Origin of the sequence: Spirosoma pollinicola (genome assembly GCF_002831565.1) — a bacterium.
Taxonomy (GTDB): domain Bacteria; phylum Bacteroidota; class Bacteroidia; order Cytophagales; family Spirosomataceae; genus Spirosoma; species Spirosoma pollinicola.
In genome coordinates this window covers 6,197,829-6,224,503 of sequence record NZ_CP025096.1, presented here as the reverse complement: position 1 = coordinate 6,224,503, position 26,675 = coordinate 6,197,829, and the positions used below count along the sequence as shown (strand labels likewise).

Here is a 26,675-nt window from a genome sequence, read left to right as displayed (position 1 = left end):
GAGTAGGTAAGTTGGCAAGTCGGTAAGGTAGTAAGTGGCGGATGAACGATGCGTCAGCCACTTACTGACCTACTAGCTTATCGACTTACTACCTATTATTTATAACTCCGCTGTGTCAATTTAACATTCTCGAACTCCAGAATTTCTTTGTTAAGTATTTCTGGCTTGCCGTCACCCTGATACTCCCACGCAGCTACATAAGCGAAGTTGGCATCGTCACGCAGGGCTTCGCCGTCGGGTGTCTGGTGTTCCTCGCGGAAGTGCCCACCACACGACTCTTCGCGGTTGAGTGCATCATCGACCATTAGTTCGCCTAACTCGATAAAATCAGCAACACGAGATGCCTGTTCGAGCGCCTGATTCATCTCTTCTGAATCGCCCAGCACCTTAACATTTGTCCAGAACTCTTTTTTCAGAGCCTGAATTTTTTGTTTGGCTAGTTTGAGTCCTTCAGCAGTACGCGACATACCGCAATACTCCCACATGATATGGCCCAACTCCTTGTGTAGTTCATCAACAGGACGAGTACCTTTGATAGCCAGTAACTGTTCAACCTGAGCATGAACTTTCTGCTCGGCTTCTTTGAAGGCTGGCGAATCGACTGGTATTTTGTCGGCTGGTCCAATCGTTGCCAAGTAATCGCCAACGGTATAAGGAATTACAAAATAGCCATCAGCAAGACCCTGCATCAGCGCCGATGCGCCAAGGCGGTTAGCACCGTGGTCGGAGAAGTTAGCTTCGCCAAGGGCATACAGGCCGGGAATCGTTGTCATGAGGTTGTAATCGACCCACAAGCCACCCATTGTATAGTGAACAGCGGGGTAGATCATCATCGGCAACTCATACGGGTTTTCGCCGGTGATTTTCTCATACATTTCAAAGAGGTTACCGTATTTAGCCTCAATCGTTTTCCGGCCGTCGCGTTTAATAGCGTCAGCGAAATCAAGGTATACGGCCAGTCCGGTTTTACTAACTCCCCGGCCTTCGTCGCACATGTTCTTGGCGTTGCGAGACGCTACGTCACGGGGAACAAGGTTACCAAAGGCAGGATAACGACGCTCCAGGAAGTAATCGCGGGCATCTTCAGCCAGATCTGTTGGCTTTAGCTGGCCTTTCTGAATCTTCTGTGCGTCTTCTTTGGATTTGGGTGCCCACACCCGACCGTCGTTCCGCAGTGACTCCGACATAAGCGTCAGTTTCGACTGGTAGTGTCCCGATACCGGGATACAGGTTGGGTGAATCTGCGTAAAGCAGGGGTTACCAAAAAAGGCACCTTTCTTGTGTGCCCGCCAAGCCGCGGTAACGTTGCTGCCCATTGCATTTGTCGATAGGTAGAACACGTTACCATAACCACCTGTACAAAGCAATACGGCGTGTGCTGAATGGGATTCTATCTTACCCGTAACCAAGTTGCGGGTAATAATGCCACGCGCCTTACCGCCCTCAACGACAAGATCGAGCATTTCGGTGCGTGGGTACAGCTTCACTTTACCGGTGGCAACCTGACGGCTCAGGGCCGAGTAAGCACCCAGCAGCAGTTGTTGTCCGGTTTGACCACGAGCGTAGAACGTACGTGACACCTGCGCACCACCAAACGAGCGGTTAGCCAGCGTACCGCCGTATTCGCGGGCAAACGGCACGCCCTGCGCCACGCACTGGTCAATGATGTTCACGCTGACTTCGGCCAGACGGTGTACGTTGCCTTCACGAGCGCGGTAGTCACCGCCTTTAATCGTATCGTAGAACAAACGGAACACGCTGTCGCCGTCATTCTGGTAGTTTTTAGCCGCATTGATACCCCCCTGAGCGGCAATCGAGTGCGCCCGACGGGGACTGTCCTGAAAGCAGAATGCCTTAACGCTATAGCCCAATTCGGCAAGCGATGCAGCTGCCGATGCACCAGCCAGACCGGTGCCCACCACAATAATTTCGTATTTTCGCTTATTGGCTGGATTGACCAGTTTCAACGCGAACTTTTGCCGTGCCCATTTTTCGGCTAAAGGACCTTCGGGGATTTTTGATTCCAGTTTCATATTTAAAGAGCGAAAGAGCGAAGGAGTGAAAGAGCGAAAATGACTTATCAGCCAGCTTTCGCTCTTTCACTCTTTTACTCTTTAAATTATATGGTGAACCTGTAAAAACACGTAAATCGGCATAGCTGCAAACGCGACCGGAATGATGATTGCGAAGAAGAATTTGCCCAAAAATTCAATAATCGGTGTGTATTTTTTATGCCGGACTCCAAGCGTTTGAAAACCGCTCTGGAAACCATGCGCCAGGTGATAACCAAGCGCACCCATGCAAAGCACATATAGTAAAACATACCACCACTCACCAAAAGCTACCTGCACTACTGCATAGAGGTTTTTGTACTCTTTGCCGTCATATTCGGCCATAGGGACAGAACCGAAGTGCATTTCGTACCAGAACGTGCGCATGTGGATAATAATGAACAGTAACAGGATAGTACCCAGGATGCCCATGTTACGAGACGACCAGTCGCTGTTGGCTTCTGGCTTGTTGTACGCATACTTAACAGGCCGCGATTCCTGATTGTGGCGTGTGAGGATAAAGGCCATCAACGCGTGAACCAAGATAGAGGTGTAAAGCAGGTACGATACAGTCATGATGACCGGATTATGGGTCATGAAATACGTGTACTCGTTGAAGGCTCTTCCGCCATCAGCTTTGAATAGCTGGAGGTTACCAGCCATATGTACAATTAAAAAAGAACTTAAAAACAGTCCCGTTAGCGACATGATGACCTTGCGGCCGAGGGAGCTGGAGAGAGTTTGTGTTACCCAAGCCATACGGTGAACGACACGAAAATTTAGTGTAAACGATTGAAGAAAAGCCGCTTTAAACGGCGCACCAAAGCTAAATCACAAACCCGACGGAAACAAGATTAAGTGGTATTATAAGCCATTTTATAACTTATTTACAGTCTATATAAATTAACCTGAACGATTGATTTCGGAACAGACTGTTTTAGCCGATTGTTTGGCTGGCCAATAGTCTTGTTAGGAAATAAACATCAAACAACTGGTTGATTGCAAGACAGATCGACAACGGATCAGGATTTTCTTTTGAACAACCAACAATATCTAACAATTTTGCACCCTTTGTCAGTTTCATCTGCTATTATGAAAGCATACATATTTCCAGGTCAGGGTTCACAATTTCGGGGTATGGGGCACGACCTTTACCAACAGTCAGAAGCCGCCCGTCAGTTATTCGATCAAGCCAATCAAGTTCTGGGTTATGATCTCACCAGCATTATGTTCGAAGGAACCGATGAAGACCTCAAACAAACGATTTATACACAACCGGCTGTTTTTCTGCACGGTGTGGTATTAGCCTTAACCACCAATTCATTTGCGCCTAGTATGGTGGCCGGTCACTCACTGGGCGAATTGTCAGCGCTAACGGCAGCGGGTGTACTGTCCTTCGAAGATGGTTTGCGGCTGGCGTCTGTTCGGGCAACGGCCATGCAACGAGCCTGCGAACTGGTTCAATCGACTATGGCGGCTGTGCTGGGCCTGGCCGATGACGTCATTGAGCGGGTGTGTGCCGAAATTACCGAGGAGATTGTGGTTCCTGCCAATTACAACTGCCCCGGTCAGGTCGTTATTTCGGGAAGTGTAGCGGGTATTCAGCTCGCTGAAACGCATCTGAAAGCTGCCGGTGCCAAACGCGTGGTGCAATTAGCGGTGAGTGGGGCTTTTCACTCTCCCTTTATGGAGCCTGCACGAACAGAATTTGCCGAAGCCGTTCAAAATATGCCGTTCAGTGCGCCCCGTTGCCCCGTTTACCAGAACGTCAACGCCGAAGCCACCTCAAATCCTGAGCAGATTAAAGCCAATCTGATTGCCCAATTAACATCGCCTGTTCGCTGGACACAGTCTGTTGAGCGGATGGTTGCCGACGGGGCTACCGAGTTTTATGAATGTGGGCCGGGCAAAGTGCTACAGGGATTGATCAAAAAGATTAGTCCTGCTACACCTGCAGTTGGTGTACAGTAAATGGATAGGTAACTGATAATCAACAGCAATACCTTTATTGCCACAAAAAAGCCTTTTTTTTTGTGGCAATATTTGTTTTTGACCCCATCCATCCGTTACCTTTGCACTCGCAATTACAAAACAGTCCGATAGTATAAGGGTAGTACGACAGATTTTGGTTCTGTTTGTGGAGGTTCGAATCCTTCTCGGACTACAAGAAAGCCGCTTGATTCATATCAGGCGGCTTTTTTTGCTTTTAGGCGATTGCGGCTGGTGATGCTTCTCTGCCAGACTAACAAAATTTGCAAGGGTCAATAGCCCAAAGCCCCATTCATGCCGTATTAAGGAGTACATTACTTGTTTTCCTTCATATCACATGATCAAGACAGCTTCGACGGGGCTATTAGCTATAGAAGGTTGCGAAAAAGTCGTTACATCTACCTTTCCCTGGCCCATTTACGATGAACAGGATGTGCAGGCCGTGGCCGATTTGGTTCGAACCGGCCAATGGGGAAATCCCGATTGCGCCGGGGCTGTCGCCGAATTTGAGCAGCAGTTTGCCCGGTATTGCGGGAGTAAATATGCCATCAGTTGCGTAAATGGATCGGTATCACTTCGGCTGGCGTTGATTGCCTGTGGAGTGCGCCCCGGCGATGAGATTATTGTACCGCCTTATACATTTATTGCCACTGCTTCTGTGGTATTGGAGGTAAACTGTGTACCCGTCTTTGTCGATATTCACCCCGATACATATAACCTCGACCCTGCTGCCATTGAAGCCGCCATTACCGAGCGCACCAAAGCCATTATACCTGTTCATTTTGCGGGCTTGCCCTGCGATATGGAGGCTATTCTGGACATTGCGCGTCGGCATACATTGCGGGTCATTGAAGATGCCGCCCACGCACACGGGGCCGAATACAAGGGTCAAAAGCTTGGCTCCATTGGCGACGCGGGCAGTTTTAGTTTTCAGTCGTCTAAAAATCTAACCTCGGGCGAGGGAGGCATGGTTATTACCAACGATGATGCGCTGTACCAAACCATGAACTCCCTGCGAAATGTGGGGCGACTCCCGGACGGCCAATGGTATGACCATTTTAATCCGGGCTGCAATTACCGGATCACCCAGCTACAAGCGGTTTTGCTCAGCCAGCAATTAACCCGGCTTGAGGAGCAAACGCGCATTCGAAATGAAAATGGTCTCTATCTGGATAGCCTGCTGGAGAATATAGATGGAATCACTCCGCTGAGTCGGGGACAGGTCGAGATACGCCATTCGTATCATTTGTATATTTTCAAGTATGACAAGGCAACGTTCGGCATGCTGTCGAAAAAGGAATTTGTAGCTATGCTGTTGGCAGAAGGGCTGCCTTGTTCGTCAGGCTACCCGCATCCGCTGTATAAACAACCTGTTTTCCAGGAAAAAAACTGGCTTTGTTATGCCCTCCCCGACTCAGTCGATTATTCGACCGTATACTGCCCGGTTGCCGAACGGGCCTGCGCCGATGAAGCCGTATGGATTTTTCAGCAAGCCATGTTAGGTACACGCAGCGATATGGACTCGTTTGCCGATGCCATTCGTAAAATTCAACAGGCAGTTAATCAATAAGCCTACACTGATTTCTCACCCATTTTTATGAATTCGAACCGGCATAAAACGGGCATCTTTTCATTTCTTATCCTGATGTTAGTGGGTTCCGCATCACTGGCAGCCCAGTCCATCACGCTTGAACGGGCCGTTTTACTCATATCGCCCTCGGTACCTGCGCCCATGCACGAAACGGCCCCGCAAGTATTTGTAGAGGAAGTGGCCCGGCGAACCGGAATAACGCTTAAGACTGTGTCTAACTGGCCCAAAACGAACACAGTCTGCGTGGCCTTTGTGCTGTCTGGCGATCAGGTTTTACAGGGCGTTCGGGTTCCGGTTAACACGAGCAAAGACCAGCCCGAATTGATGCCTGAAGGCTTTCGGGTTGTTGAGGAAACTACCCCAAAGGGAACTACGCTTTGGATTATAGGGGCCGATGCCCGTGGTATTCTGTTCGGTGCCGGCTGGGTACTGCGAAAGCTCAACATGGATAAAAACCGGCTGGAGTTGTCCGTACCCGCCGATATAGCAACGGCACCTGACTACCCAATACGCGGGCATCAATTGGGGTATCGGTCAACGGCCAACTCATACGACGCCTGGTCTGTAGCTCAGTTTGACCAGTATATTCGGGAGCTGGCCATTTTTGGGACAAATGCCATTGAGGGTATTCCCTTTCATGAAGCCGAAAAGCCCAGCTCCCACTTTAAACTACCGGCCTCGGAGATGCGGATAAAAATGAGTGAAATATGTCAGAAATACGACCTCGATTATTGGGTGTGGACACCCGCCACGATTAACTTGACAGACTCAATCAAGCGAAAAGCCGAACTCGATTTGCACGAAGCGTTTTACCGGTCCTGCCCTCGTCTCGACCACATTTTCGTGCCGGGGGGCGATCCGGGTGATAACCACCCGAAAGTGGTAATGCCTTTCCTGAACGACTTGCAAACTCGCCTGATCAAATACCATCCGAAAGCGAAAATCTGGCTATCGCTGCAAGGGTTTACGGTTGAACAGATTGATTATTTCTATAGCTATCTGGCCAAACAAAAACCCGATTGGCTAGCGGGGGTCGTACATGGGCCGGGAAGCCCATCGCTGGCCGAAACCCGCTATCGGTTGCCGAAACAATACCAGCTCCGGCAATATCCCGACATTACCCACAACATTCGTTGCGAATACCCGGTCGAACGTTGGGATCAGGCGTATGCTCTTACACTGGGCCGCGAAGCCACCAATCCGCGCCCGTATTTTTTTGCGAAAACACAGGCAAACTCCGCCCCGTTTACCGACGGCTTTGTTTCGTATTCGGATGGGTGTCACGACGACGTCAACAAGGTGATCTGGAGCCAGCGCGGTTGGCGTTCGGATGCGGATGTACATGAGCTATTGACCGATTATGGCCGTTTTTTCTATGGCCCGAAGCTGGACGAAGCTGCCGCCAATGGAATTGCGGCCCTCGAACAAAATTGGCAGGGTCCATTAGCCGAAAACGGGGGTGTTGAAACAACGTTTGCTTTCTGGAAAAAGTTGGAAGCCGATAACCCCGCTTTGGCAACCAACTGGCGTTGGCAGCTTTGTCTGCTCCGCGCCAATTACGACACCTACACCCGCAGGCGGTTATTGTATGAACAAAGCCTTGAAAAGAAAGCGAATTTTATACTAGTCAACGCCAATGCGATAGGACCCGAAACAGCAATGAACCAGGCTCTTGACATTGTTAATCAGCCTGATAAAAGCCCCATTTCGCCTGAGTTAAAAAGCAAAATAGAGACGTTATGCGCCGATTTATTTGCGTCGATTGGTTTACAAACAAGTGTGGCGAAGTACAAAGCGAAAGGGTACGAACGGGGCTGCGTACTGGACTTCGTCGATTACCCATTAAACAACCGCTGGTGGCTGGCCGATGAATTTATAAAAATCAGATCGCTGAAAACGACGGGCGAGCAGGTAACCCGCCTGCGGGAAATCAGCACCTGGGAAAATCCAGGGAAAGGCAGTTTCTACGACGATGTATCGAACATAAGTAAAGGGCCACGCATAAAAACCATCTCCGACGATGCCACCGATATTGCCTGGTGGAAAGATGGCCTAAGCCGTGCCCGATTATCGTCGCAAACGTTTCAGCGAAGCCCGGCGCTTAGTTATGAAAACCTCGACCCCGGTGCGCGGTACAGCCTTCGGGTGGTTGGTTTTGGCGAAGCCCTTTTGCGCGTGGATGGCCAGCGGCTGGAACCCATGATCTATAACCGCGAAGCTGATACGGTTAAAGAATGGATCATTCCCTTGTCGGCTACGCAGGATGGCCGCATTAGCGTGACATTCGACCAGCCCGAAGAATCGCACCTGAACTGGCGGCAAAATTCCCGCATTTCGGATATCTGGCTGCTGAAAGAAAAGGTGAATGAGTGACAGACTACGTGGCCGAATTGGGCGGGCACCCTAGCTCGTTCATTTCCCGGCCATATAACAAGCCCAACACCAACGACAAAATGGCACCTACTGTAAAGAAAATCAGAACTTTACGACTATCGGCAAACTTCAGAAGCACTAAGCCGAGCAGGCAGCAAATGGTCATCAGCCCCCAGAAATAAGCTACCGCCGTAGCGCCCTCGGTCGCCGGATCAACGCCATGATAGAGTTGCAGGAATTTTGACATCCAGTTAGAAATGCCCTGCTCGGTGCCCACATAAGCAAATATCCCGGCGAAGAAGAGAAGCATCGTTCTATTTTTAAGTAGTTCGGTAAGTGTTCCGCCAATCTCTATACGTTCATCGTCTTTGAGGGCCACAGCCGGAAATTTGACCAGCCCCACCACTACCATCATAAGCAGGGTTGTGAGGGCAAAGATCCAATACAACGACACCCATTCGAAATGAAGCGGTACAACCTAGTTGAGTAGCCGAAGTAAAAAAGAGGTTGTATCGGTATGGATCGTCAGCACAAAGTAGCTGTAGAGCAATGGGCTGAAAAACGAAGCGGCTCCCGAAAAAAGTTGCGCCAGCACCGAGTTAAAGGCAAAGTGCTCTTCGCCCCCAGCCACGCGCAGCAGCGGGTTAATAGCAACCTGCAACATGGCCATTCCCACACCAATAGAAAACAACGACACCAGGGCGACCGAAAAATGCGGGATCAGGGCGAAGAGGAGCGACCCCAGAAAGGCCAGAAAAAAGGCCCAGATCAGAACCAGCTTTTCCCGGTATTTTTCTACCAGAATTCCCGATGGAATGGATACACCATAAGTAACAAAAAAAGCAAAAGGAAGAAACCCCGCCAACCCGATACGTATCTGGAAACTCTCGACCTGATCGGGAATAATAGGCCCCAGAATATTGGTCAAAAAGGAGATAACAAAGAAAATTAATAGAATCAGGGCAACAACCAGGGCGTTTCGTTTCATTTCGACTTGGTTGACGGAGGGCGTTTTAAACCAGTTGACGCACCAGGGCAGCAGCTCCAAGCAACGCAATGTTCTCATTCTGAGACTGAAAAATTTTCAGCCGCTGGAGGGTTACCGGATAGGCAAAGTCAGCCATACTGTCAAACATGGCGGCTTTGAAAAAAGGATAGGCTTTGGCAATGGAGCCTCCCAGAATAATTACGTCCGGGTCGTAGGTATAGAGTACTACTTTGACCGCCACACCAAAGTGTTTTCCAAATTCGGCCCAGAGTTGCAGGGCGCTTGTCGATCCCAGTTTAGCCGCCTGACTGGCGTCAAGAGCAGTTGTTCCGTGAACAGCCTCAAAAAAAACGGAAGCAGCATACGATTCGATGTTTTTGTCGAGATAAGGCAACAACCCAATTTCACCCGCCCCGCAGTTACTACCCGAATAGAGTTGATTGTCGATGATAATACCCGAACCCAAGCCCGTACCAATAGACATCCCGACCGCCGACCGATAGCCCTTTGCCAGCCCGAATTGATGTTCGCCGAGAATAAAACAATTTACATCATTGTTGATAAAAACCGGCAGATCAAACTCTTTTTCCAGAATATCGCGCAGAGGCACTTCCTCCCAGGACGGAATATTGACCACATTGTAGACAATGCCTCGCTCTATGTCGACCACCGACGGAACGCCAATACCGATGCTGTTTACGGATGCCTGCGTGAATGGCCGGATCAGTTCGATCAACTGCGCCAGCGTTGCCGATAGCGAGTCTTTTTGCTCCAGCGCCATGCTACGCTGGTCAACAAGTACGCCTTTATCGACCAGACCAACCCGTACGTTGGTCCCTCCTAAATCAACCCCAATAGTCATAAAAAAGCAGTTTTTGGTTTTAACCCATACGGTCTGCGAGACCTCATGGATTTGGAACGGCAACAATCGCTGACCGGCTCGACCGACCAGCGCGATCAAAACTTTTCAGTTTCACCGTACCCGTCACCTTCACTGGAGCCGTATACAAGGCCGATTGCATGGTAGGTTCGGAGCCATCGGTTGTGTATCGAACCAGCAGACCCGGCAGCTCGACATTGGCGGTTAGCAGACCTTTGTCGAATGTAGCCCCCGGCAGCGGCAGCCGATAGTTATACCCCCCGTTTATGCGGGCCAGTCGGGGCAGTTCCCTCTGTGCCAGCGTATTCGCAAATACATTCCAGCCCACGGCCATCGACTTCTCACGGGCCTGCCGGTTTTCGATGGTTTCCCACGGCCGCTCCGGTGCCCAGGCGCTCTCGGCAAAGCCGAGTAACTTGGGCAGAATGTCGTATTCGGCCATATCGCGTCCTTTGACCGTTTCACTCCAGAGCTGCGCTTCAATACCCAGTACGTTTTTACGCGCATCGGGCCTCATTCGTTCCAGACCGGCAAAATTGATTGGTTTTCCCATAGCCGTTTTATAGGTAGTCTTAAACATATCGAAGGGGGCAAAGGCCCAGTTATTTCGGGTGTCAACGTATCCGGCCCAATAAAGTCCCGGCTCCTGCGGATCGTTGTTGTAGGCCATATCGAAGTAGAAATTCGATACGTTGCACAGAATAACCGGATATCCGGCATTGGCCATCCGATTACCTAAATCGGGATCAAAAAGATTGTTCCAGATGTAAGGAACCACATGTTGACCAACAAATTCGGAATTTGGCACATACGTCCCGTTTGCCAGTTTAGTAAGGGCAACCTCCTCCCAGCCATGCACCTCAAGATTGCGTTTTCTGAGTCGTTTCAGCAAGTTGCGGAAGAAATAAGCCTGTAAATTTTTAGGGTCTTTTATCGTCGGGTTATCTTTGAGAAGTTTGGCCGCTATTGGCGATTTTGTCCAGACCCCTTCGGGTACTTCATCGCCACCGGCGTGCATAACATCCATCGGAAGGCCAGCTTCCTTGTATAGTTTAGTGATTTCGTCTACCACTTTTTCATAGAAATGATAGGTAGACTCCGGTCCAACACTTACCACATTGTCGGAATATCCCTGCGCCGACATATACACCGATTTGTCGTCAGGGTCGATGAGTCGGTATTCGCTGGCTTCTTTCGGTTTACCTTCCTTCATCAACCGCTCGTAGCGAGCTTCCGTAGCTTTGATAGCGGCCCGCGCATGACCCGGAAAATTCAACTCAGGAATAACCTTGATATGACGCGCTTTCGCGTATTTCAGAATTTCGACAAAATCAGCCTTTGTGTAATAGCCACTGCCGTATTTGCCCTCTTTGTATGGGGTTGGGCCGGACCCATAGGCCGGGTGCAGCACGGAGGTTTCTTTACCGGACGTATGCTGCCGTTGTGCACCAACTTTGGTCAGTTCGGGCAGGCCGTCAATCTCTAGACGCCAGCCTTCGTCCTCGGTCGTATAGAACAAAAATTGGTTGACTTTATAAAACGCCAGCAGGTCAAGAATCCGCAGAATTGTCTCCTTCGTTTGAAAGTTTCGGCTTACATCCAGGTGTAGCCCGCGAAATGGGAAACGGGGAGCGTCTTCAATTTGCGTGTACCTAAGCTCAATGTCGGCTGCCGGGGTCAAATAGGCTTCTATAGGTATAAGTGCCAATAAGCTCTGAACACCGTAAAACACCCCGGCAGCATCGCTTCCGGTAATGGACACGCCGTTTCCGTCGATATCCAGTTTATAGGCTTCTTTGGTAATTCCTTTAACGCTGATAGGGCCCGTTTTCAGGAGAATACCCTTTGCCGACGGGGTTCCGGTGCTGATCGAAAAGTCTTTTCCGGTTAGTGCTTTTAGTTTCTGTTTCAGGAAATCAGCTTCATTTTCGAGCCCCTTCTCCGCATAAATCGGCAATGAGGACGTTAAGGCCAGCCGTCCCGCACCAGTAGTCAATTTAATGGGCGACGGAATGATTTTCTGGAGCTGTTCAGCCGGTAGCAGGGAAAACGCCAGATTATTTCGATACGTATTTTGGGCGGTTGGCAATGGCTCCAGATCGTCCTTACCCCGAATCATCTGCTCTTTCCGGGTAAATGGCCGGACGGTGTAGTTCGCAATCTCAACCACGTTTTCTTCCTTCCCTTCCTAATCGTAAAAAACAATGTACATGCCCATAGGAGCATCGGTGACCTTCGTAATGGCCTCTGTACCTTCATACAGAACGGTCGTTGAAGCTCCCGGTTTAAGGCTAAACCCTTTATTGGGCTTAAGCTTATACCAGTCGCCGTTTATGTGCTGAACCGTAGCGGGTTGCGGTGTTTTGGCGGGAAGCACAGGCCGGGGCGACATGTTGAAAAATAACGTCCAATTCGCATCCGTCAGGGGTAAGCTGCTGTTGTTTGTCAGCGTAAAGCAAGCCTTGAATCCATTTTCTACCTCCGTGAAATTACTGACCAGTTCCCAGGAAACAGCCAGTAGTTTTCCGTCTTCTTCGCTTCCTTTAGTTGATGACCGACAGCTATTTGCACCAATAAGAACCAAAAAACAAAGGGTAGTATAAAAACCAGTACGCATAAATAGTCAGGTTAAGTAGCCCATATAGTACTTGATTCAGTACTAAAGATACTATCGACAGACATGGGCTTTTTTATTTTTTAATGCCTCAGGGCTCACGCCAACGAATGTCCGTGATGTAAACCCGATTTTCAGTCCCTACCCGATTTTTACTTTATTGACAGTGCGTGCATGAAAAACCTTCCTTTTTTTGATCTTGCTATGATTGCCGTCTATCTTGTTGCTATGGTGCTGGTAGGCGTTTACTTTTCCCGAAAAAACGAAAATGCCGATCAGTTTACCAAAGCATCGGGCCTTATTCCGGGTTGGGCAACGGGCTTGTCCATTTACGCTACGTTTCTGAGCAGCAACACATTTTTGGGCGTTCCGGGGAAAGCCTTTGGTGGAAACTGGAATTCATTCGTTTTTAGCTTATCCATGCCTCTGGCTGCATACATGGCGGCTCGTTTTTTTGTGCCGTTCTATCGGCAAACGGGCGAAATATCAGCCTACACTCACTTTGAGCACCGCTTTGGTCCCTGGGCAAGGACCTACGCCGTTGTTTGTTTTTTACTTACCCAACTGGCTCGCATGGGGTCCATTTTTCTGGGTATTGCCCTCAGTTTACAGGCCCTGACGGGTTTCTCGATGCAGATGATTATGATCGTGATGGGCGTTTGCATTATCATCTATACCGTTTTGGGTGGCATAGAAGCCGTCATCTGGACGGAGGTCGTTCAAGCCGTTGTCAAAACGTTTGGTGCCCTGCTGATTCTCTACCTCATTGTTCAGGCCATGCCGGGGGGCGTATCCTCCATTGTGGACATTGGGGCGGCTCATGATAAATTTAGTCTGGGTACGTTTTCGCCCGATTTCACCCAATCTTCGTTTTGGGTGGTGTTGCTATACGGGTTCTTTATCAACCTGAATAACTTCGGGATGGATCAGAATTACATACAGCGATATCATACCACTTCCTCGGCCAAAGAGGCTTCCAAATCGCTCTGGCTTTGCGTATGGCTGTACGTGCCGGCGTCACTTCTGTTTTTTGTCATTGGCTCCTGCCTGTTTGCCTACTATCAGGTTCACCCCGAATTTATCGAAGCCATTAAACAGAAAGTGGCCCTGGATCGCTTACCCGCTACGGCCTCAGCCAGTGAAGTATCCCGGCTAATGGCCACCCTCCAACCCGCCGATTATGGCGATAAAGTAATGCCGCATTTTATGGTAACCAATGTGCCGCCGGGTCTGATGGGCCTGATCATTTCTGCTATCCTGTCGGCGGCCATGAGTACCATCAGTTCGGGCATGAATGCATCGGCAACGGTCTTCACCGAAGATATTTACAAACGCTATTTTAACCCCAATCCGTCTCCCAAAAAACAGCTTTTGCTGCTGCATCTGGCCACGGTGGTGGTTGGCATCATGGGCCTGGTGGCGGGGCTGGCTATGATTGGCGTAAAAAGTATTCTGGATGCCTGGTGGACACTCTCCGGTATTTTTGCGGCTGGAATGCTTGGCCTATTTTTGCTGGGGCTGATCAGTCGGCGTACCAACGGCCACGAAGCCCTTACGGCCACCGCCATTGGTGTGCTGGTTATTCTCTGGATGACCTTTTCCGGCAACCTGCCCGATGCCTATAGCTATCTGCGCAATCCGCTTCATAGCAATATGATTATTGTGGTAGGTACCCTTACCATCTTTTTGATCGGTATACTCTTGACAAAACTAAAAAGCGGTAGAGTAAACCGCACCAAACGAGCGGCTATCGTATCGAATAATTAACATGAAAACAGCGACTAAAGGCTTTATTCCGGTGATGCTCACCCCATTTACCGACAACGGCTCCATTGATTTTGATGCCCTGACCCGGCTCACCGAATTTTATCTGCAAGCTGGTGCGGCTGGTTTGTTTGCCAATTGCCTGTCGAGCGAAATGTTTGAATTGAGTGCGCCCGAGCGGCTTCAGATTATCGGCCACGTTATCAAGGTGGTGAACGGGGCCGTTCCTGTTGTGGCCACCGGCACGTTCGGCGGGGCGATTGACCAACAGGCCGATTTTGTGAAACAGGTGCATGACACCGGTACGGATGCCGTTATTCTGATAACGGGTTTGCTGGCGGAGGAAACCGAATCGGAGGCTGTTTTCAACGAGCGCGTTTTTCAGTTGCTGGACCGTACCGAAACGATTCCGGTTGGGTTTTATGAGTGCCCGGTTCCCTATAAACGCCTGATTTCGCCGGAGAACTTACAGCTGTTTGTGAACACCGGGCGGGTCATCTACCACAAAGATACCTGTCTTGACCTGGACCAGATCAAGGAAAAAATCCGACTGGCTTCCCGGCCTGGCTTTGGTTTATATGACGCCTATATGGGGCACGCTGTCGCGTCGTTAAAAGCTGGTTCGGCGGGGCTCTCCTGCATTCAGGGAAATTACTTCCCCGAGTTGATCGTCTGGCTTTGTCAACACTACGATGATGCCAGTCAACAGGAAAAAGTGGACCGGGCTCAACAGTTTCTGATCGATAAAATGGACGTTATGCACCACGTTTACCCGATCACCTCGAAATACTTTTTGCAGCGCCGGGGGCTCAACGTATCCACCTTTACCCGGCGAGACGTAGGCACATTTACGCCAGCCATCGCACAACAAATCGACGGCTTATTTGCTGATTATGCCCGCTTGCAGGAGGAACTTGAGCTGAATTTGGTATAGGCTATGTTGGCGCTTTTTTAGTAACAGAAATGGAACACGGATGACACCGATTGAACGGATTTCCATTGGAACAACTGACGTTACTGAATTTTATCCGTGAAAATCCGTTCAATCGGTGTCATCCGTCGGGGCCGCCCGTGCGGTTCCATTTTTAGTCATCATTGGATGAATTCGATTTTTATAAGAAAGCCCTGTAACCGACCCCGTATTTCATTACACCCGAAGGAATACTTTTTTCTTGTACAAAATGTAAAGAAAAGCCCATTCAACGGCGATAAAAGCCAGCGCACCACCCACCTCATGGACGACTTCGGAAGAGGACAGCTTGAGTAGGCCACCAAAGAAAAAACGAGCCGCATAGCCAAAATCAATGAACTCGCCCGCCAGATAGATCAGGATGGAGTTCATGCCAATGACTGTGAAGAAAAATGTCCAGCGTTTGATACCTTTTACGTCGATGATCCAGTAAAATACCGACAGCAGCAGTAAACTCAGCCCACCGGTAAGCAGCATAAACGAGCTGGTCCAGAGGTTTTTGTTGATGGGAAAAACAAAATTCCAAAGCCAGCCAAGGAGTACAAAAACGGCACCTGCCCCCAGTAATTGCAGCGCTTTCTGGTTTCCCGTTTTGCCCTGCTTTTGCAGAAATGACCCGGCAAAAATGCCGAGCAACGTATTGCCAATGGCCGGGATGGTCGAAAACAGTCCTTCCGGGTCATGAATCGTTTTGTACAAATGGCCCGGAACCACCAGCCGATCGATATAACTGGCCAGATTACATTCCATAGTCAGCACCCCCGCCCCGCAACCGGGCACAGGCACCAGCATCATCAAGGCCCAATAACCCAGCAAAAGTCCGGCAAACCAGATGTACTGGGTGCGTGGCCGGGCATAGAGATAAATTAACTGCGCAAACATGCCCGCCAGCCCGATACGACCAAGAACACTCGGGAAACGCATATCGTGGATAGCTTTAGTAAAAAGGCCGTTGTTATAAATGATCCCAAGTAGCACCAGCACCAGTCCCCGGCTAATAATCTTGCGGGCAATTTCTGTTTTGTCCACTCCCTTATCCAGCCTTGACCCCACTGAAAATGGCGTTGAAACACCCGCCATAAACATAAAGAGCGGAAAGATGAGATCGTATGCCCGAAAGCCATTCCAGTCGGGGTGCGAGAACTGGTCAGCCACAACAATAGCCCAGGCCCAACCGGTAGTTTTTGCCAGCGCATGAAAGATTTCTTCACCCCCCATGATCCAGAACATATCGAAACCGCGAAGCGTATCGAGCGAAAGAAGTCGTTTAACAGGCGCAGGCTGTGCAATAGCCGGTTCAGCGGGCGAATGTGATGTCGTCATTTTGTTGTCGTAAGAAGAGAGATTGCCGAGAGAGGGTAGGTACACAATCAGACCAAATTAGTCTTTTTTTGCCTGTTTCCGAGCGTTATTGTTCTGTTGCGCTTCCCCATGCAGAATTTTAATTCATTTTTCATGTGTTGCTAATGGTCAGAATAAAGCCTTGTTCTTACTTAACCGCTTCTGTTGATAGTGCCTTATATACATGAAGAACATGATCTGTTTGAATGACATCTACGCCCAGGCGAGCCGCTTTTTCGTATTGACTGACAGAATCATAGCCACCTAACAGGTCAGAAAATACCTTGATCTGTTGTTGATGAATGTTCTCAACCAGCGCTTCTGTAACGGCAGGCCAGCTTACATCAAACGCATACGGATGCAGTTTTTCAATTTTATCGGTCATCATGTCGGCTTTGTTGAGAGAAGGCATAAGCTTTGCCAACGGAGCCACCTTTTGCAGGGCGAGCAGGTTATCGTCGGAACCGTAAAAAACGGCGTCGGTCAGGAGCCCATATTGGGTTAATATAGCGACCATTGGCGCTGGGGCTACGTCTTTACAATCAACGTACAGCTTTGTTCTTGCCTGATGATGAGCATTCCAGTCGGCCAGTAGTTGACATACCTCTTCCAGTGATGGAATCTGTTCGGATTGAAATGACTCGCCAGCTCCTTTTGCCGCCGATAGTTTTTTCAGTTCAGCAAGTGTCTGACCGTTTAGCGGTCCGGCTCCGTTAGTGGTGCGATTCAGTGTAGCGTCGTGTAAAATAACAAGCTGGCCATCTTTAGTTGTTCGAATGTCAATTTCGATATAATCGACCTGCATTTGTAGAACAAGCCAAAAAGTCGCCAGTGTATTTTCGGGCGCTATACCCGACGCACCCCGGTGCGCGGAAACACCAATTTTGTAGTTTTTGACTAGCCTGGCCCGATAAAAGCCGGTGGAGTCAGTTACCGCCGGTTGACCGAAACCGGGCCTAAAGCCAATCAGCCAACAGGCAATAAAACAAAAGACAGCCCCGGCATTTTGACGGACTCTCTGGACAATTGCCAACAGGATATTATTCGGCAAGTCTGAACGTAGCGTCCTTTTTGATGTCTGCATCCTACTGAAAAAATTCATTTTCGATAATGTATGGCAATGGCTCACTTCCCGACCGGCCCGCTTATTATGCCCAGATAGCGACCCATCCAATAAGGTAGCAGCCAGATATCGCCCGCACTGTGTTCGGATTGACCGTTGCTCCGGGTTCGATCCAACTCAAATGTATTACCATTGTGTCGTTGAACGGGCCGCTCGGCAGGAGAGAGCACCTCTTTGGTAGTTTGTTGCCTGAAATTGGCGGGTAACAGCTCAATGTCTTTGCGGTGACTGTTTCTGATCTCCCAGTCGATCAGGTCGAGTGGGTGTTCCTGTAAGTACCAGATAGCCTCATTCAGATCAAACGATTTGGTCCCGGTAAGGGCCGTAAAAATATTCCAGGCACCCTCTTTTTCGGGTCGCTCAACTTCCCAATGGTCGATAATGGCTTTTTTAAAATTCGCCTTGAGCGCATCGTTCAGAGCATACCGGTACAGTCCCCAATAGCCCACAAAATACATCTCATCGTCGGAGTGATTCCAGCCGTCCGACATGTGTTTGCTGTGTTCACTGGCATCATCCGGGGCTTTTCCGATTACGCTCATGGGGCGCATCAGGTTTTCCAGATAGCCGTGTTTCTGCATCAGTTCAAGCGCTTTCGTTTTATATTTCTCCTTTTTGGTGAACCGGTAGGCCGTTTGGAGCATGGCCACAATATTGGAGGAGTTGAGTTTGCGGTCGCCTACATTGATCGGGAAAGAATTCACATAGGCAGGATTCCATTTACCCCACATGGTTGGCTTGCCGTCGAAATCAATCAAATACATGTCATGGGTCAGAATATGACTCATCAACGTGTCAATGAGCGTAATAGACCGTCGTTGCAGATTCTTATCGTCCATCAGTTCGGCCATAGCCCCAAAGGCAAAAATGTGCCCGATTATTTCATCGCTGCTCGTTGTCGACTTCCAGTCCCAGTCCACCTGGGGCGAATGCTGCCAGCGTTCAGGATCGCTGAGTCTGGCAATATAGCCCGCCCGCTCAAACGACCGCGCCGGAAAACCCGGCACGGGATTAATCGTATAGAGCCGTTCCATAGCATCGAGCGATTCCCGGCAGTTTTGCAGCGCATCTTTATCTTTTGTCACGGCATATCGGAATACCTCACCCGCCAGATACATCGACGTCCACAACCCATCGTTATCAGAATCAGCCAGATAACCCGTAGCCAGATGGCCTTTCTCCAGGCCGTCCAATGATGCGTTAAATCCATTCCGGATATGCCGACGACGCACCTTATCGTCAAAGAATAGCGCTTTCTCATGAAGCGTCATGAGTTTCGTTCTGATTTCGGCCATACCCGCTGTGGTGAGTACCAGCACTGTGTTTTTCGGCCCGGCCGCGATCTGGGTTACGGCATTACCGGGCAACCAGCGTTCGCCATTGTAGTAGTCGAATTTACCATCTTGCCGTAGGGCAAATGCACCTTGTGGGGTGCCAAACCAAAGTGTACCATTTACCTCGGCCACAGTCGTAATGTCGGTACAGGGGAGTTTCCGGCGGATCGCCCCAATTTGCTTTTTACGGATGGGATCAACTTCGATATAGCCGTCGCTGGTACCGATAATCAGCACTGGGCTCTTGCCGGCAAGCGTAAACGAGGTGAAGTTGCTGCCCTCAAACACCTTGCTGAGTTTGTCCCCTTTTTCTGAAAGCGAATACACTGATTTTCGGCCTAATATCCAGAATAGACCGGAACCAGGCTGAAACCGGACACCAATCACCTCATCATCGGGGATTGTTCCTTTCCACAAAATAGCCCCCTCTTTGACCAGATGCAGGGCCTTTCCGTCCGAAACAAGGAACGTAAAATTAGTACCTCCATCAAAGAATCTGGCTTTCGGAAGTTGATGTTCGCCAAGCAGTTTTCCGGCCCAGGCATTACTCAATACTGCCCGGTTGCTGAGGTAAACAATTTGCTGATCACAAGAACTAATGGCAGCTACTTTCATATCCTCTAGCGGCCTATACGTCCGGTCGGGCTGTAAGGTGCCAAGTATCAGAAACTCGCCCCCATAGGGATGCAGAAGACCATCCGACGAACATATCTGAACGACGCCGTTTCGGTCGCAGGCCAGGCCGGACAGGTTTCCGCTGGATTTCTCCGTATAATATTTAACGCTATAAACTTGCCCATATGGCTTGTCCTGATAGACCGATTGTGCTACCGTGTTCGTACTCAAAAAAAAGATGGCAACAACTAACGTGAGGAGTTCAGAAAAACAGAATTTATACATAAAAATCGGGCATACTATGTTCTGTTGATATACGCCGAACCAACGGCATCGGGCTATTCGCAGGCAGGTAAATTTTTATGAACAGTCGAATACCAGAAATAGCACGCTTACAGGCAATGGCTATAACACCCGGCGATCACCTGCCAAAGTAAAGAAACCGACATTGTTCATAAATTATATATTATACTATGGTTAAGTAATTGACTGATTTCAAGGCTATAAAGAAGATTTTTCTTCCCTTTATATTATGTAATTATAAAATCAATATAGTTTTCGCAAATAGAAGGCATTAATACGCAAAGTGCGAAAACGAATTAAAAAATACTGCTCTATATTTGTTCCGAAGCTACTATTTGTGCCAAATAAAATTTTGGCTATAAGCTTTTTTTAAGGGAAGATAAAGCTTTTGTCCGCTAGTAGTGACAAAATCTTTGGCAGGGAAGTCCAAATATTATTTGGAAAAAAGGCAAAATAATTACAATAAATTCTTGAAACTATTCAATTACCTTCTTCCAAGGTGATTAATGATAGGGGATATAATCGACCATCCGGATAAGGGGCATATGCTCTGGGGCGATTAGTTTAACTGGAATTCGATCTAATTATTTCATTTGGCCACCTACCTAAAACTTCCCTGTATGCACCTCAACTTCCCAATTGATCGTATTCTCAGCAACGTCATTCAGGGCGATCAGGCGGCTTTCGCACAATTGTACCGGCACTACCGCAGCCCCGCCCTTAAATTCTGCCTTTACTTATTGAAAGACCAGGAAGAGGCAGAGAACATGATTCATGATGTTTTCATAAAAATCTGGGAGCGCCGAGCCCAGATCAATCCAAACCTGAATTTCAGTTCTTACTTGTTTACCTGCCTTAGAAACAGGGCATTCGACTATCTGAAGCAAGTTGAAAAGAACCAACTGCTGCGTCAACGCTACATGGAGCGAACGCAGGGCACGTTTGACGAGCCAGAAGATCAGGAAGCTCGCATTAGCCGACTTGAGGCCGCAGTCAACTCACTTTCCGAAAAGCGAAAAACGATACTGCTTCTAAATGTGGATGGAGGCAAATCCTATCAGGAAATTGCTATGATGCTGCGAATTTCAAAAAACACAGTAAAAAACCAACTCGTGAAAGCCAAGCAACTCCTGCGGGAGAAACTCGATTTTGCGGTTTTGTAATTACTTCTGAAAAAATTAATAGGCTTAATGATAGTCCTTTAGTCAGGGTCAGCCGTACTATACGCAAACCAGCTAAAGGGTACGATACTATGTCAACGCCTGACAGTAACTATCTGATTGAGCAACTACTCAAAAATAAGCTGTCGGGAGCGGAGCTGGATCTTTTTTTAGCGGGTCTGCATAAGCCCGATGCCATACAGACCTATTCTGAAGTACTGGAAGCATTATTTACGGAGTTGCTGAACCAACATCCGTATCAGCCTGAACCGGATAAACAAACGAAATAAAACCAGTCCGCCAACCCCGTAAATAACTATAGCCTGCCTATTAATCTGTGTATTTATCGACCACCTTATAATTGAACACGCATGAAACCATTCTCTACTTTTCAGCTGATTCTGAGGCAAACACTACCCATCATTATGCTGGTAGGGGTCTGCTTCACGCATGTGCTGGCCAATGGATCTGCCAAAAATAAACCGGCCAGAACCATAACCGGGAACGTAACAATAGGCACTAATAACCAGTCGATTGCGGGCGCCAATATTGTAATAAAAGGCACCCAGATCGGAACGATTACGGATCAGCGGGGAAACTACTCCATCACCGTAAACGCCGACAACGCGGTTCTTGTCTATTCGTTTATCGGCTACAAAACGCAGGAAGTCGTGGTTGGCAACAAGTCGATCATTGATGTTGCCTTAGTCGAAAACAACGAAGTACTGGGCGAAGTGGTTGTTACGGCGCTGGGAATCAAGCGCGAAGCACGCTCGCTGGGCTACTCCGTAGGCGAAGTGCAGGGAAAGGACCTGAGCCGGGTAGCACAGGAAAACGTCCTGAATTCACTGGCGGGTCGCGTAGCCGGTGTTCAGATCAGCTCAACCGGGCCGTCGGGCTCGTCGGTCAGTATGATTATCCGGGGAGCCAAATCCCTTAATACCGACAACCAGCCGCTGTTTGTGGTCGATGGGGTTCCTGTCGCCAATTCATTGAACAATGTTAGCCAGATAGGTAACGACAACCGCGTCGATTATGGAAATGCCATTTCGGACATTAACCCCGACGATGTGGAGAACATATCCATATTGAAAGGCCCGAGCGCGGCTGCTTTATATGGCTCACGGGCGGGTAATGGCGTGGTATTGATTACAACCAAAAGCGGCTCAAAATCACAGAAAATGACGGTATCGGTTACGTCGAATACTGTTTTTGACCAGCCCTATAAATACCTGAAAATGGGCAGCAAATTTGCCACGGGTATTCTTCCATTTACACCCGACAACAATCCTTATCCGGGCGGAATTCTGCAAATCGACGAGAGTTCGTCGGGCGGTGTTGGCCCCGAATTAGACAAAGGGTATAACGCCATTCAATGGAATAGTCCCGTTGGGAGCGACGGCAATCAAATTCCAACGCCCCTTGTGTCGCATCCAAACAACGTTCGGGATTTTGTCCGGACCGGCATTACAAGCACAAACGGAGTGTCGATCTCGAACAATTCGGAGAAGATCACCTATCGACTGTCCTATTCCAATATGAGCAGCCGGGGGATTGTCCCTAATTCTGATCTGTTCAAAAATACGCTGGCCATCAGCACAAATGTGCGGGTCAACAGCAAACTGACGCTGAGTACAAACCTGGATTTCAGCCGCAATAATTCCAACAACCGGCCTGCTGGCGAACGCGGTACCAACCCCCTGCAATGGGCATATGGGGTGGGTTCGCACATCGACATCAATGATCTGAGAAATTACTGGGTGCCCGGTAAAGAAGGCTTACAACAGCAATCACAAAGTATAGGCAACTATAATAACCCCTGGTTTCTGGCCTATGAAGTAAACAATGGCTACGTACGGGATCGGGTATTTGGTAACCTGAAAGCCGAATGGCAGATCACTCCCGAAATCAAATTGATGGGGCGCTATGCACTTGACACCTATTCTGAACAGCGGGAAACCAAAATAGCCAAAAGCTATACCGGCGAACCTAATGGGGCATATGGTCTGATCAATCTGAAACGCTACGAACGGAATGCCGACTTCCTGGCAACGTATACCAAGCGGTTTAATGCCCTGAGCGTTGTGGTATCGGCGGGGGGAAACAACCGTTACTCGCAATCGACGGACTTGAGCAACAGCAGCAAAAGTGGCGCGGGTCTGATTATTCCGGGCCTGTACACCATTCAGAATATCGCGCCAAATAATCTTCAGTATAGCAACTACCTCTACAAGAAGGCCATTTACAGCGCGTATGCTACGGCTAACCTGGGCTACAAAGACATGATTTACCTGGACTTAACCGCCCGCAATGACTGGTCAAGTACTTTGCCGGTCAACAATCGCTCGTATTTCTATCCGTCGGCTTCGCTGAGTTTGCTGCTCAACGAAATAGTGCACCTGTCCAACAACGTCGACATGTTTAAACTTCGGGCCGGGGTTGCGCAGGTTGGTAATGATGCAAACCCCTACAGCCTCTATCCTACCCTGGGCGATGCGGGTGCCTGGAACGGTGTAACACGCCTGTCGAAATCGGGAAGTATTTTGCTGCCCAATCTGAAACCGGAAATTGCCACTTCCTACGAAGTAGGTATTGACTACAACATGTTCCGAAATCGACTCCGCTTCTCGGGAACATACTATATGTCCGACAACCGCAACCAGATTCTGCCTTCGCAGATTTCTCCATCGTCTGGTTTCACCACAAAAAACATCAATGCGGGTCTGCTGGAAAGCCGTGGTATCGAACTATCGCTCGGCGGCACACTCGTCGACAAAGGTGGTTTGCGCTGGGACCTGACCACCAATTTCACCAAGAACACAACGCGTATAAAAGAACTGGCCGAAGGCATTCCCTATTATACTCTCTGGACCGATGCGAAAGGGGGTGCCTGGACGTATGTAGGCGATAAAGTAGGGGACATTTACGATGCAGAGGTTATTACCGTAACCGACCAGAAATCATCCTATTATGGCTATCCCATTCTGGACAATGACGGTTCCTGGCAGAGCAAAAGCGCGACTAACACGAAGAACAAGATCGGGAACTTCAATCCCAACTTCATGCTGGGTGCCCAAAGCTCACTTTCCTACAAAGGGTTTACACTCAACTTCTCCCTCGATTGGCGGGCAGGTGGCGATTTCGTATCGCAAACCTACCGGTACATGGAATCCGACCTGCGCTCACAGCGGTTTTTGGATAACCTGATTAACCCCGGCGACCGAACCGGCGACGCCCTCCGTAACTGGCTGGTAGAAAACGCCGATAAGAACATCAAGATTCAGGGCAATTACTTCCCTATCGTAGGTGGACCAACAGCAGCCTATGGTGGCTATCCATTTGAATTTGGTGGTAAAACGTATGCGTATGGCGTTTTCAATCCGGGGGTTATTGCGCAGTATGACTCGCAGGGTAACATAACCGGCTACACCGAAAATCTGGGTGGAGCAGGCACCAAAATTATTCCTTATGGCGATAACTACCCCTGGAGTTTTACCCGAGCCGCCACATTTGATGCCTCCTTTGTCAAACTTCGGGAAGTGTCGCTGGGCTATGAACTACCCGCTCAGTTTGTCAAGTCGATTGGCCTGCAAAGCGCTACATTCTCGGTCTACAGCCGAAACATCATTTTGTGGACAGCTGCCAAAATCAACGTCGATCCCGAAATGGCTTTCCAGCCTCAGTCCAGCCCACAGGCCGGTACGCAGTTTAAACAAGGCATCGAGCGGTACAACGTAACGCCCTGGACTATTCCGGTCGGTTTCAAACTTGGTCTCACGTTTTAAGAACTTCAAACGCCATTTGCCATGAAAAATACCTTTATAAAGAACACTGCCTGCCTGGTTCTGCTACTGTCTTTCCTGTTTTCCTGCAAAGACCTGAGCCAGTTGAATGTGAACCCAAACGGCGTTCAGCCCGAAACGGTTAACCCGAACCTGATTCTGCCCACCGTGCTCACCGAGACCGGGAAGACGTTCTTAAACCTTGGCTATCAGGACATGTCCGGCGTGGTTCAGCACACGCAGAAAGATGCCTTTTTCAGCGGACATAATGACTACGACTGGGGTGGCGACCAAAGCTGGACCGGATATTATGATCTGCTGCGCAACAATGACCTGCTCTACCAGCGGGCGGTTACGCTCAACATGGAATTTCAGCAGGGAGTGGCCCTGGTTATGAAATCCATGATCTTTGGCATGATTACCGACCTTTGGGGCGATGCGCCCTACACCAATGCGCTGAAGGGCGAACAGGGTAGCGCAGATTATATTGCGCCAAAATTTGACGATCAGGCCACCATCTACGCGGGCATTCTGGCGGATCTGGATAAAGCCAGCGTTTTGCTGTCGAAACCAAAAACAGCCTATTCCAGCATTGTCGAAAACGCTGATATGTATTATGCGGGTGATCCGGCCAAATGGCAGAAACTCGCCAACTCACTCAAGCTGCGATACCTGATGCGCATTTCGGCTAAGCAGCCCGATGTAGCTAAAGCCGGTATTGAAAAAATTGTTGCCAATCCTGCCCAGTACCCAATCATCGACGATGCGTCAGCCGATGCAACAATGGCGTTTGCGGGCAACAATGCCGGTGATTCCTGGCCAGCCAATACGGTGTTCGACATCAGCGGCAGCAACTACCGCCGGATAAAAATGTGCTCGACCCTGCTTAAACCCATGCAGGCTACCAAAGACCCACGGCTCGCTATTTGGGCAAAAAAGGTAGAAATCCCCCTTTCTGTCGATGCCTCACTGCCTGCCGGTACCGATAAAATCATAAACGGTGTACGGTATCTGTCGCCGGATAAAGTAGGTACGACTCAGATTGATACCGATCCGAATTATGTAGGGCTGCCACCAAGTGTTTCGCAGCTCCCATCGGGCTACAACTTCAACCCGACACCGGGCCAGACATCGGTCAATCCACACGTTTCGTACCTGAATGAAATATACACGCAGGCGAAAGGCCCGTTGCTGAAAGCCCGGCTGATGTCGGCGGCAGAAGTGCGGTTTATTCTGGCCGAGGCTTCATCGAAAGGCTGGGCCGCCGGTGATGCAAAAACGCAGTACGAAGCAGGTGTTAAAGCCTCACTTACCGCCTGGGGGTTATCCAGTAGCTACACGACCTTCATTGCTCAGAAAGGTGTTGCCTACGATGGTACGCTGGCACAGATCATCGGCCAGAAATGGATTGCCAGCTGGACAAACGCTACGGAAGCGTGGTTCGATTACCGACGTACGGGTTTACCGGCCCTCTCGGCAGGTTATGCGGCAAAACGAAAGGCGCTTCCCCTGCGCTTTTATTACATGCGGGATGAGTTGAACCTCAACAAAGCCAACGCCGGAACGGCCATAGACAAACTGGAAGTAACCGCCAACTCACAGTCTGACGGAAAAAACAGTGCCTGGTCAAAACCGTGGCTGGTTCAGGGAACAGGGAAGCCGTGGTAGTTAATTTGTTATGATCTGATAGCGCAAGGCTCTTGCCTTGTGCTATAATTAACCGGCCTCTGGCCGAATAGACAACATCGGGTTTATTCGGCCAGAGGCCGGATGATAACAGCACAAGGCAAGAGCCTT

The 26,675-nt window shown here is 49.3% G+C and carries 17 protein-coding genes, 1 tRNA gene and 1 pseudogene; 10 read left to right on the top strand and 9 right to left on the bottom strand.

The features are described 5' to 3' along the window. Positions 1-95 precede the first annotated feature (95 nt). Positions 96-2,033, bottom strand: a complete 1,938-nt coding sequence (locus CWM47_RS26090; protein WP_100991384.1) for a fumarate reductase/succinate dehydrogenase flavoprotein subunit — start codon at positions 2,031-2,033, stop codon at positions 96-98. An 81-nt stretch (positions 2,034-2,114) separates the two neighbouring features. After that, positions 2,115-2,810: a succinate dehydrogenase cytochrome b subunit gene (locus CWM47_RS26085; RefSeq protein ID WP_100991382.1), complete on the bottom strand. Its 696-nt coding sequence runs from the start codon at positions 2,808-2,810 to the stop codon at positions 2,115-2,117. A gap of 333 nt (positions 2,811-3,143) precedes the next feature. Between CWM47_RS26085 and fabD the strand changes: the two genes are divergently transcribed. From fabD to CWM47_RS26065, 4 genes are all read left to right on the top strand, one after another. Beyond that, positions 3,144-4,022 carry an ACP S-malonyltransferase gene (gene fabD, locus CWM47_RS26080; protein WP_100991380.1) on the top strand — a complete coding sequence of 293 codons (879 nt, stop codon included), beginning with the start codon at positions 3,144-3,146 and terminating at the stop codon, positions 4,020-4,022. A 122-nt stretch (positions 4,023-4,144) separates the two neighbouring features. Continuing rightward, positions 4,145-4,215: transfer RNA gene (locus CWM47_RS26075), tRNA-Gln, on the top strand. Between the two features lie 162 nt (positions 4,216-4,377). Further along, positions 4,378-5,610, top strand: a complete 1,233-nt coding sequence (locus tag CWM47_RS26070) for a DegT/DnrJ/EryC1/StrS family aminotransferase (protein WP_100991378.1) — start codon at positions 4,378-4,380, stop codon at positions 5,608-5,610. A gap of 27 nt (positions 5,611-5,637) precedes the next feature. Next, complete coding sequence (locus CWM47_RS26065) at positions 5,638-8,004, top strand: hypothetical protein (RefSeq protein WP_100991376.1); 2,367 nt, start codon at positions 5,638-5,640, stop codon at positions 8,002-8,004. 43 nt (positions 8,005-8,047) lie between these two features. Here CWM47_RS26065 and CWM47_RS26060 read toward each other — a convergent pair. The 4 genes and pseudogenes from CWM47_RS26060 to CWM47_RS40070 all read right to left on the bottom strand — a co-directional run. Next, a pseudogene (locus CWM47_RS26060) lies at positions 8,048-8,992 on the bottom strand (MFS transporter); the annotation flags it as partial. Between the two features lie 25 nt (positions 8,993-9,017). Next, a complete protein-coding gene (locus tag CWM47_RS26055) occupies positions 9,018-9,854 on the bottom strand; it encodes an ROK family protein (RefSeq protein WP_100991374.1) in 837 nt (278 codons plus the stop codon). Positions 9,855-9,897: 43 nt separating this feature from the next. Then, positions 9,898-12,042 (bottom strand): beta-N-acetylhexosaminidase, encoded by a 2,145-nt coding sequence (locus CWM47_RS26050; RefSeq protein ID WP_317046652.1) that lies wholly within the window; start codon positions 12,040-12,042, stop codon positions 9,898-9,900. Between the two features lie 18 nt (positions 12,043-12,060). Continuing rightward, on the bottom strand, positions 12,061-12,489 hold the full coding sequence (locus CWM47_RS40070; RefSeq protein WP_317046651.1) for a carbohydate-binding domain-containing protein: 429 nt from the start codon (positions 12,487-12,489) through the stop codon (positions 12,061-12,063). Positions 12,490-12,660: 171 nt separating this feature from the next. Between CWM47_RS40070 and CWM47_RS26045 the strand changes: the two genes are divergently transcribed. Beyond that, on the top strand, positions 12,661-14,253 hold the full coding sequence (locus tag CWM47_RS26045) for a sodium:solute symporter (protein ID WP_100991372.1): 1,593 nt from the start codon (positions 12,661-12,663) through the stop codon (positions 14,251-14,253). Position 14,254: 1 nt separating this feature from the next. Beyond that, entirely contained in the window at positions 14,255-15,184 is a 930-nt protein-coding gene (locus CWM47_RS26040) for a dihydrodipicolinate synthase family protein (RefSeq protein WP_100991370.1), read from the top strand. Between the two features lie 213 nt (positions 15,185-15,397). On the opposite strand, the gene CWM47_RS26035 is transcribed toward CWM47_RS26040, so the two are convergent. The 3 genes from CWM47_RS26035 to CWM47_RS26025 all read right to left on the bottom strand — a co-directional run bounded on the left by CWM47_RS26035 (position 15,398) and on the right by CWM47_RS26025 (position 19,918). Beyond that, positions 15,398-16,543, bottom strand: coding sequence for an acyltransferase family protein (locus CWM47_RS26035; RefSeq protein WP_100991368.1), 1,146 nt, complete (start codon positions 16,541-16,543; stop codon positions 15,398-15,400). A 166-nt stretch (positions 16,544-16,709) separates the two neighbouring features. Next, complete coding sequence (locus tag CWM47_RS26030; protein WP_100991366.1) at positions 16,710-17,645, bottom strand: glycerophosphodiester phosphodiesterase; 936 nt, start codon at positions 17,643-17,645, stop codon at positions 16,710-16,712. Between the two features lie 41 nt (positions 17,646-17,686). Next, positions 17,687-19,918 carry a ligand-binding sensor domain-containing protein gene (locus CWM47_RS26025; protein WP_100991364.1) on the bottom strand — a complete coding sequence of 744 codons (2,232 nt, stop codon included), beginning with the start codon at positions 19,916-19,918 and terminating at the stop codon, positions 17,687-17,689. A 638-nt stretch (positions 19,919-20,556) separates the two neighbouring features. On the opposite strand from CWM47_RS26025, the gene CWM47_RS26020 reads away from it, so the two are divergent. The 4 genes from CWM47_RS26020 to CWM47_RS26005 all read left to right on the top strand — a co-directional run bounded on the left by CWM47_RS26020 (position 20,557) and on the right by CWM47_RS26005 (position 26,546). Then, positions 20,557-21,099 (top strand): RNA polymerase sigma factor, encoded by a 543-nt coding sequence (locus tag CWM47_RS26020; RefSeq protein WP_100991362.1) that lies wholly within the window; start codon positions 20,557-20,559, stop codon positions 21,097-21,099. A gap of 89 nt (positions 21,100-21,188) precedes the next feature. Then, the gene (locus CWM47_RS26015) at positions 21,189-21,386 is read left to right on the top strand and encodes a hypothetical protein (protein WP_100991360.1); all 198 of its coding nucleotides are present in this window, start codon (positions 21,189-21,191) and stop codon (positions 21,384-21,386) included. Between the two features lie 81 nt (positions 21,387-21,467). Continuing rightward, positions 21,468-24,881: a SusC/RagA family TonB-linked outer membrane protein gene (locus CWM47_RS26010; RefSeq protein WP_100991358.1), complete on the top strand. Its 3,414-nt coding sequence runs from the start codon at positions 21,468-21,470 to the stop codon at positions 24,879-24,881. 21 nt (positions 24,882-24,902) lie between these two features. Then, entirely contained in the window at positions 24,903-26,546 is a 1,644-nt protein-coding gene (locus tag CWM47_RS26005) for a SusD/RagB family nutrient-binding outer membrane lipoprotein (RefSeq protein ID WP_100991356.1), read from the top strand. Positions 26,547-26,675 lie beyond the last annotated feature (129 nt).

Coding starts and splice junctions, on each gene's coding strand:
- CWM47_RS26090 (WP_100991384.1), bottom strand. CDS start 2,033: ATGAAACTGGAATCAAAAATCCCCGAAGGTCCTTTAGCCGAAAAATGG.
- CWM47_RS26085 (WP_100991382.1), bottom strand. CDS start 2,810: ATGGCTTGGGTAACACAAACTCTCTCCAGCTCCCTCGGCCGCAAGGTC.
- fabD (WP_100991380.1), top strand. CDS start 3,144: ATGAAAGCATACATATTTCCAGGTCAGGGTTCACAATTTCGGGGTATG.
- CWM47_RS26070 (WP_100991378.1), top strand. CDS start 4,378: ATGATCAAGACAGCTTCGACGGGGCTATTAGCTATAGAAGGTTGCGAA.
- CWM47_RS26065 (WP_100991376.1), top strand. CDS start 5,638: ATGAATTCGAACCGGCATAAAACGGGCATCTTTTCATTTCTTATCCTG.
- CWM47_RS26055 (WP_100991374.1), bottom strand. CDS start 9,854: ATGACTATTGGGGTTGATTTAGGAGGGACCAACGTACGGGTTGGTCTG.
- CWM47_RS40070 (WP_317046651.1), bottom strand. CDS start 12,489: ATGCGTACTGGTTTTTATACTACCCTTTGTTTTTTGGTTCTTATTGGT.
- CWM47_RS26045 (WP_100991372.1), top strand. CDS start 12,661: ATGAAAAACCTTCCTTTTTTTGATCTTGCTATGATTGCCGTCTATCTT.
- CWM47_RS26040 (WP_100991370.1), top strand. CDS start 14,255: ATGAAAACAGCGACTAAAGGCTTTATTCCGGTGATGCTCACCCCATTT.
- CWM47_RS26035 (WP_100991368.1), bottom strand. CDS start 16,543: ATGACGACATCACATTCGCCCGCTGAACCGGCTATTGCACAGCCTGCG.
- CWM47_RS26030 (WP_100991366.1), bottom strand. CDS start 17,645: ATGCAGACATCAAAAAGGACGCTACGTTCAGACTTGCCGAATAATATC.
- CWM47_RS26025 (WP_100991364.1), bottom strand. CDS start 19,918: ATGTATAAATTCTGTTTTTCTGAACTCCTCACGTTAGTTGTTGCCATC.
- CWM47_RS26020 (WP_100991362.1), top strand. CDS start 20,557: ATGCACCTCAACTTCCCAATTGATCGTATTCTCAGCAACGTCATTCAG.
- CWM47_RS26015 (WP_100991360.1), top strand. CDS start 21,189: ATGTCAACGCCTGACAGTAACTATCTGATTGAGCAACTACTCAAAAAT.
- CWM47_RS26010 (WP_100991358.1), top strand. CDS start 21,468: ATGAAACCATTCTCTACTTTTCAGCTGATTCTGAGGCAAACACTACCC.
- CWM47_RS26005 (WP_100991356.1), top strand. CDS start 24,903: ATGAAAAATACCTTTATAAAGAACACTGCCTGCCTGGTTCTGCTACTG.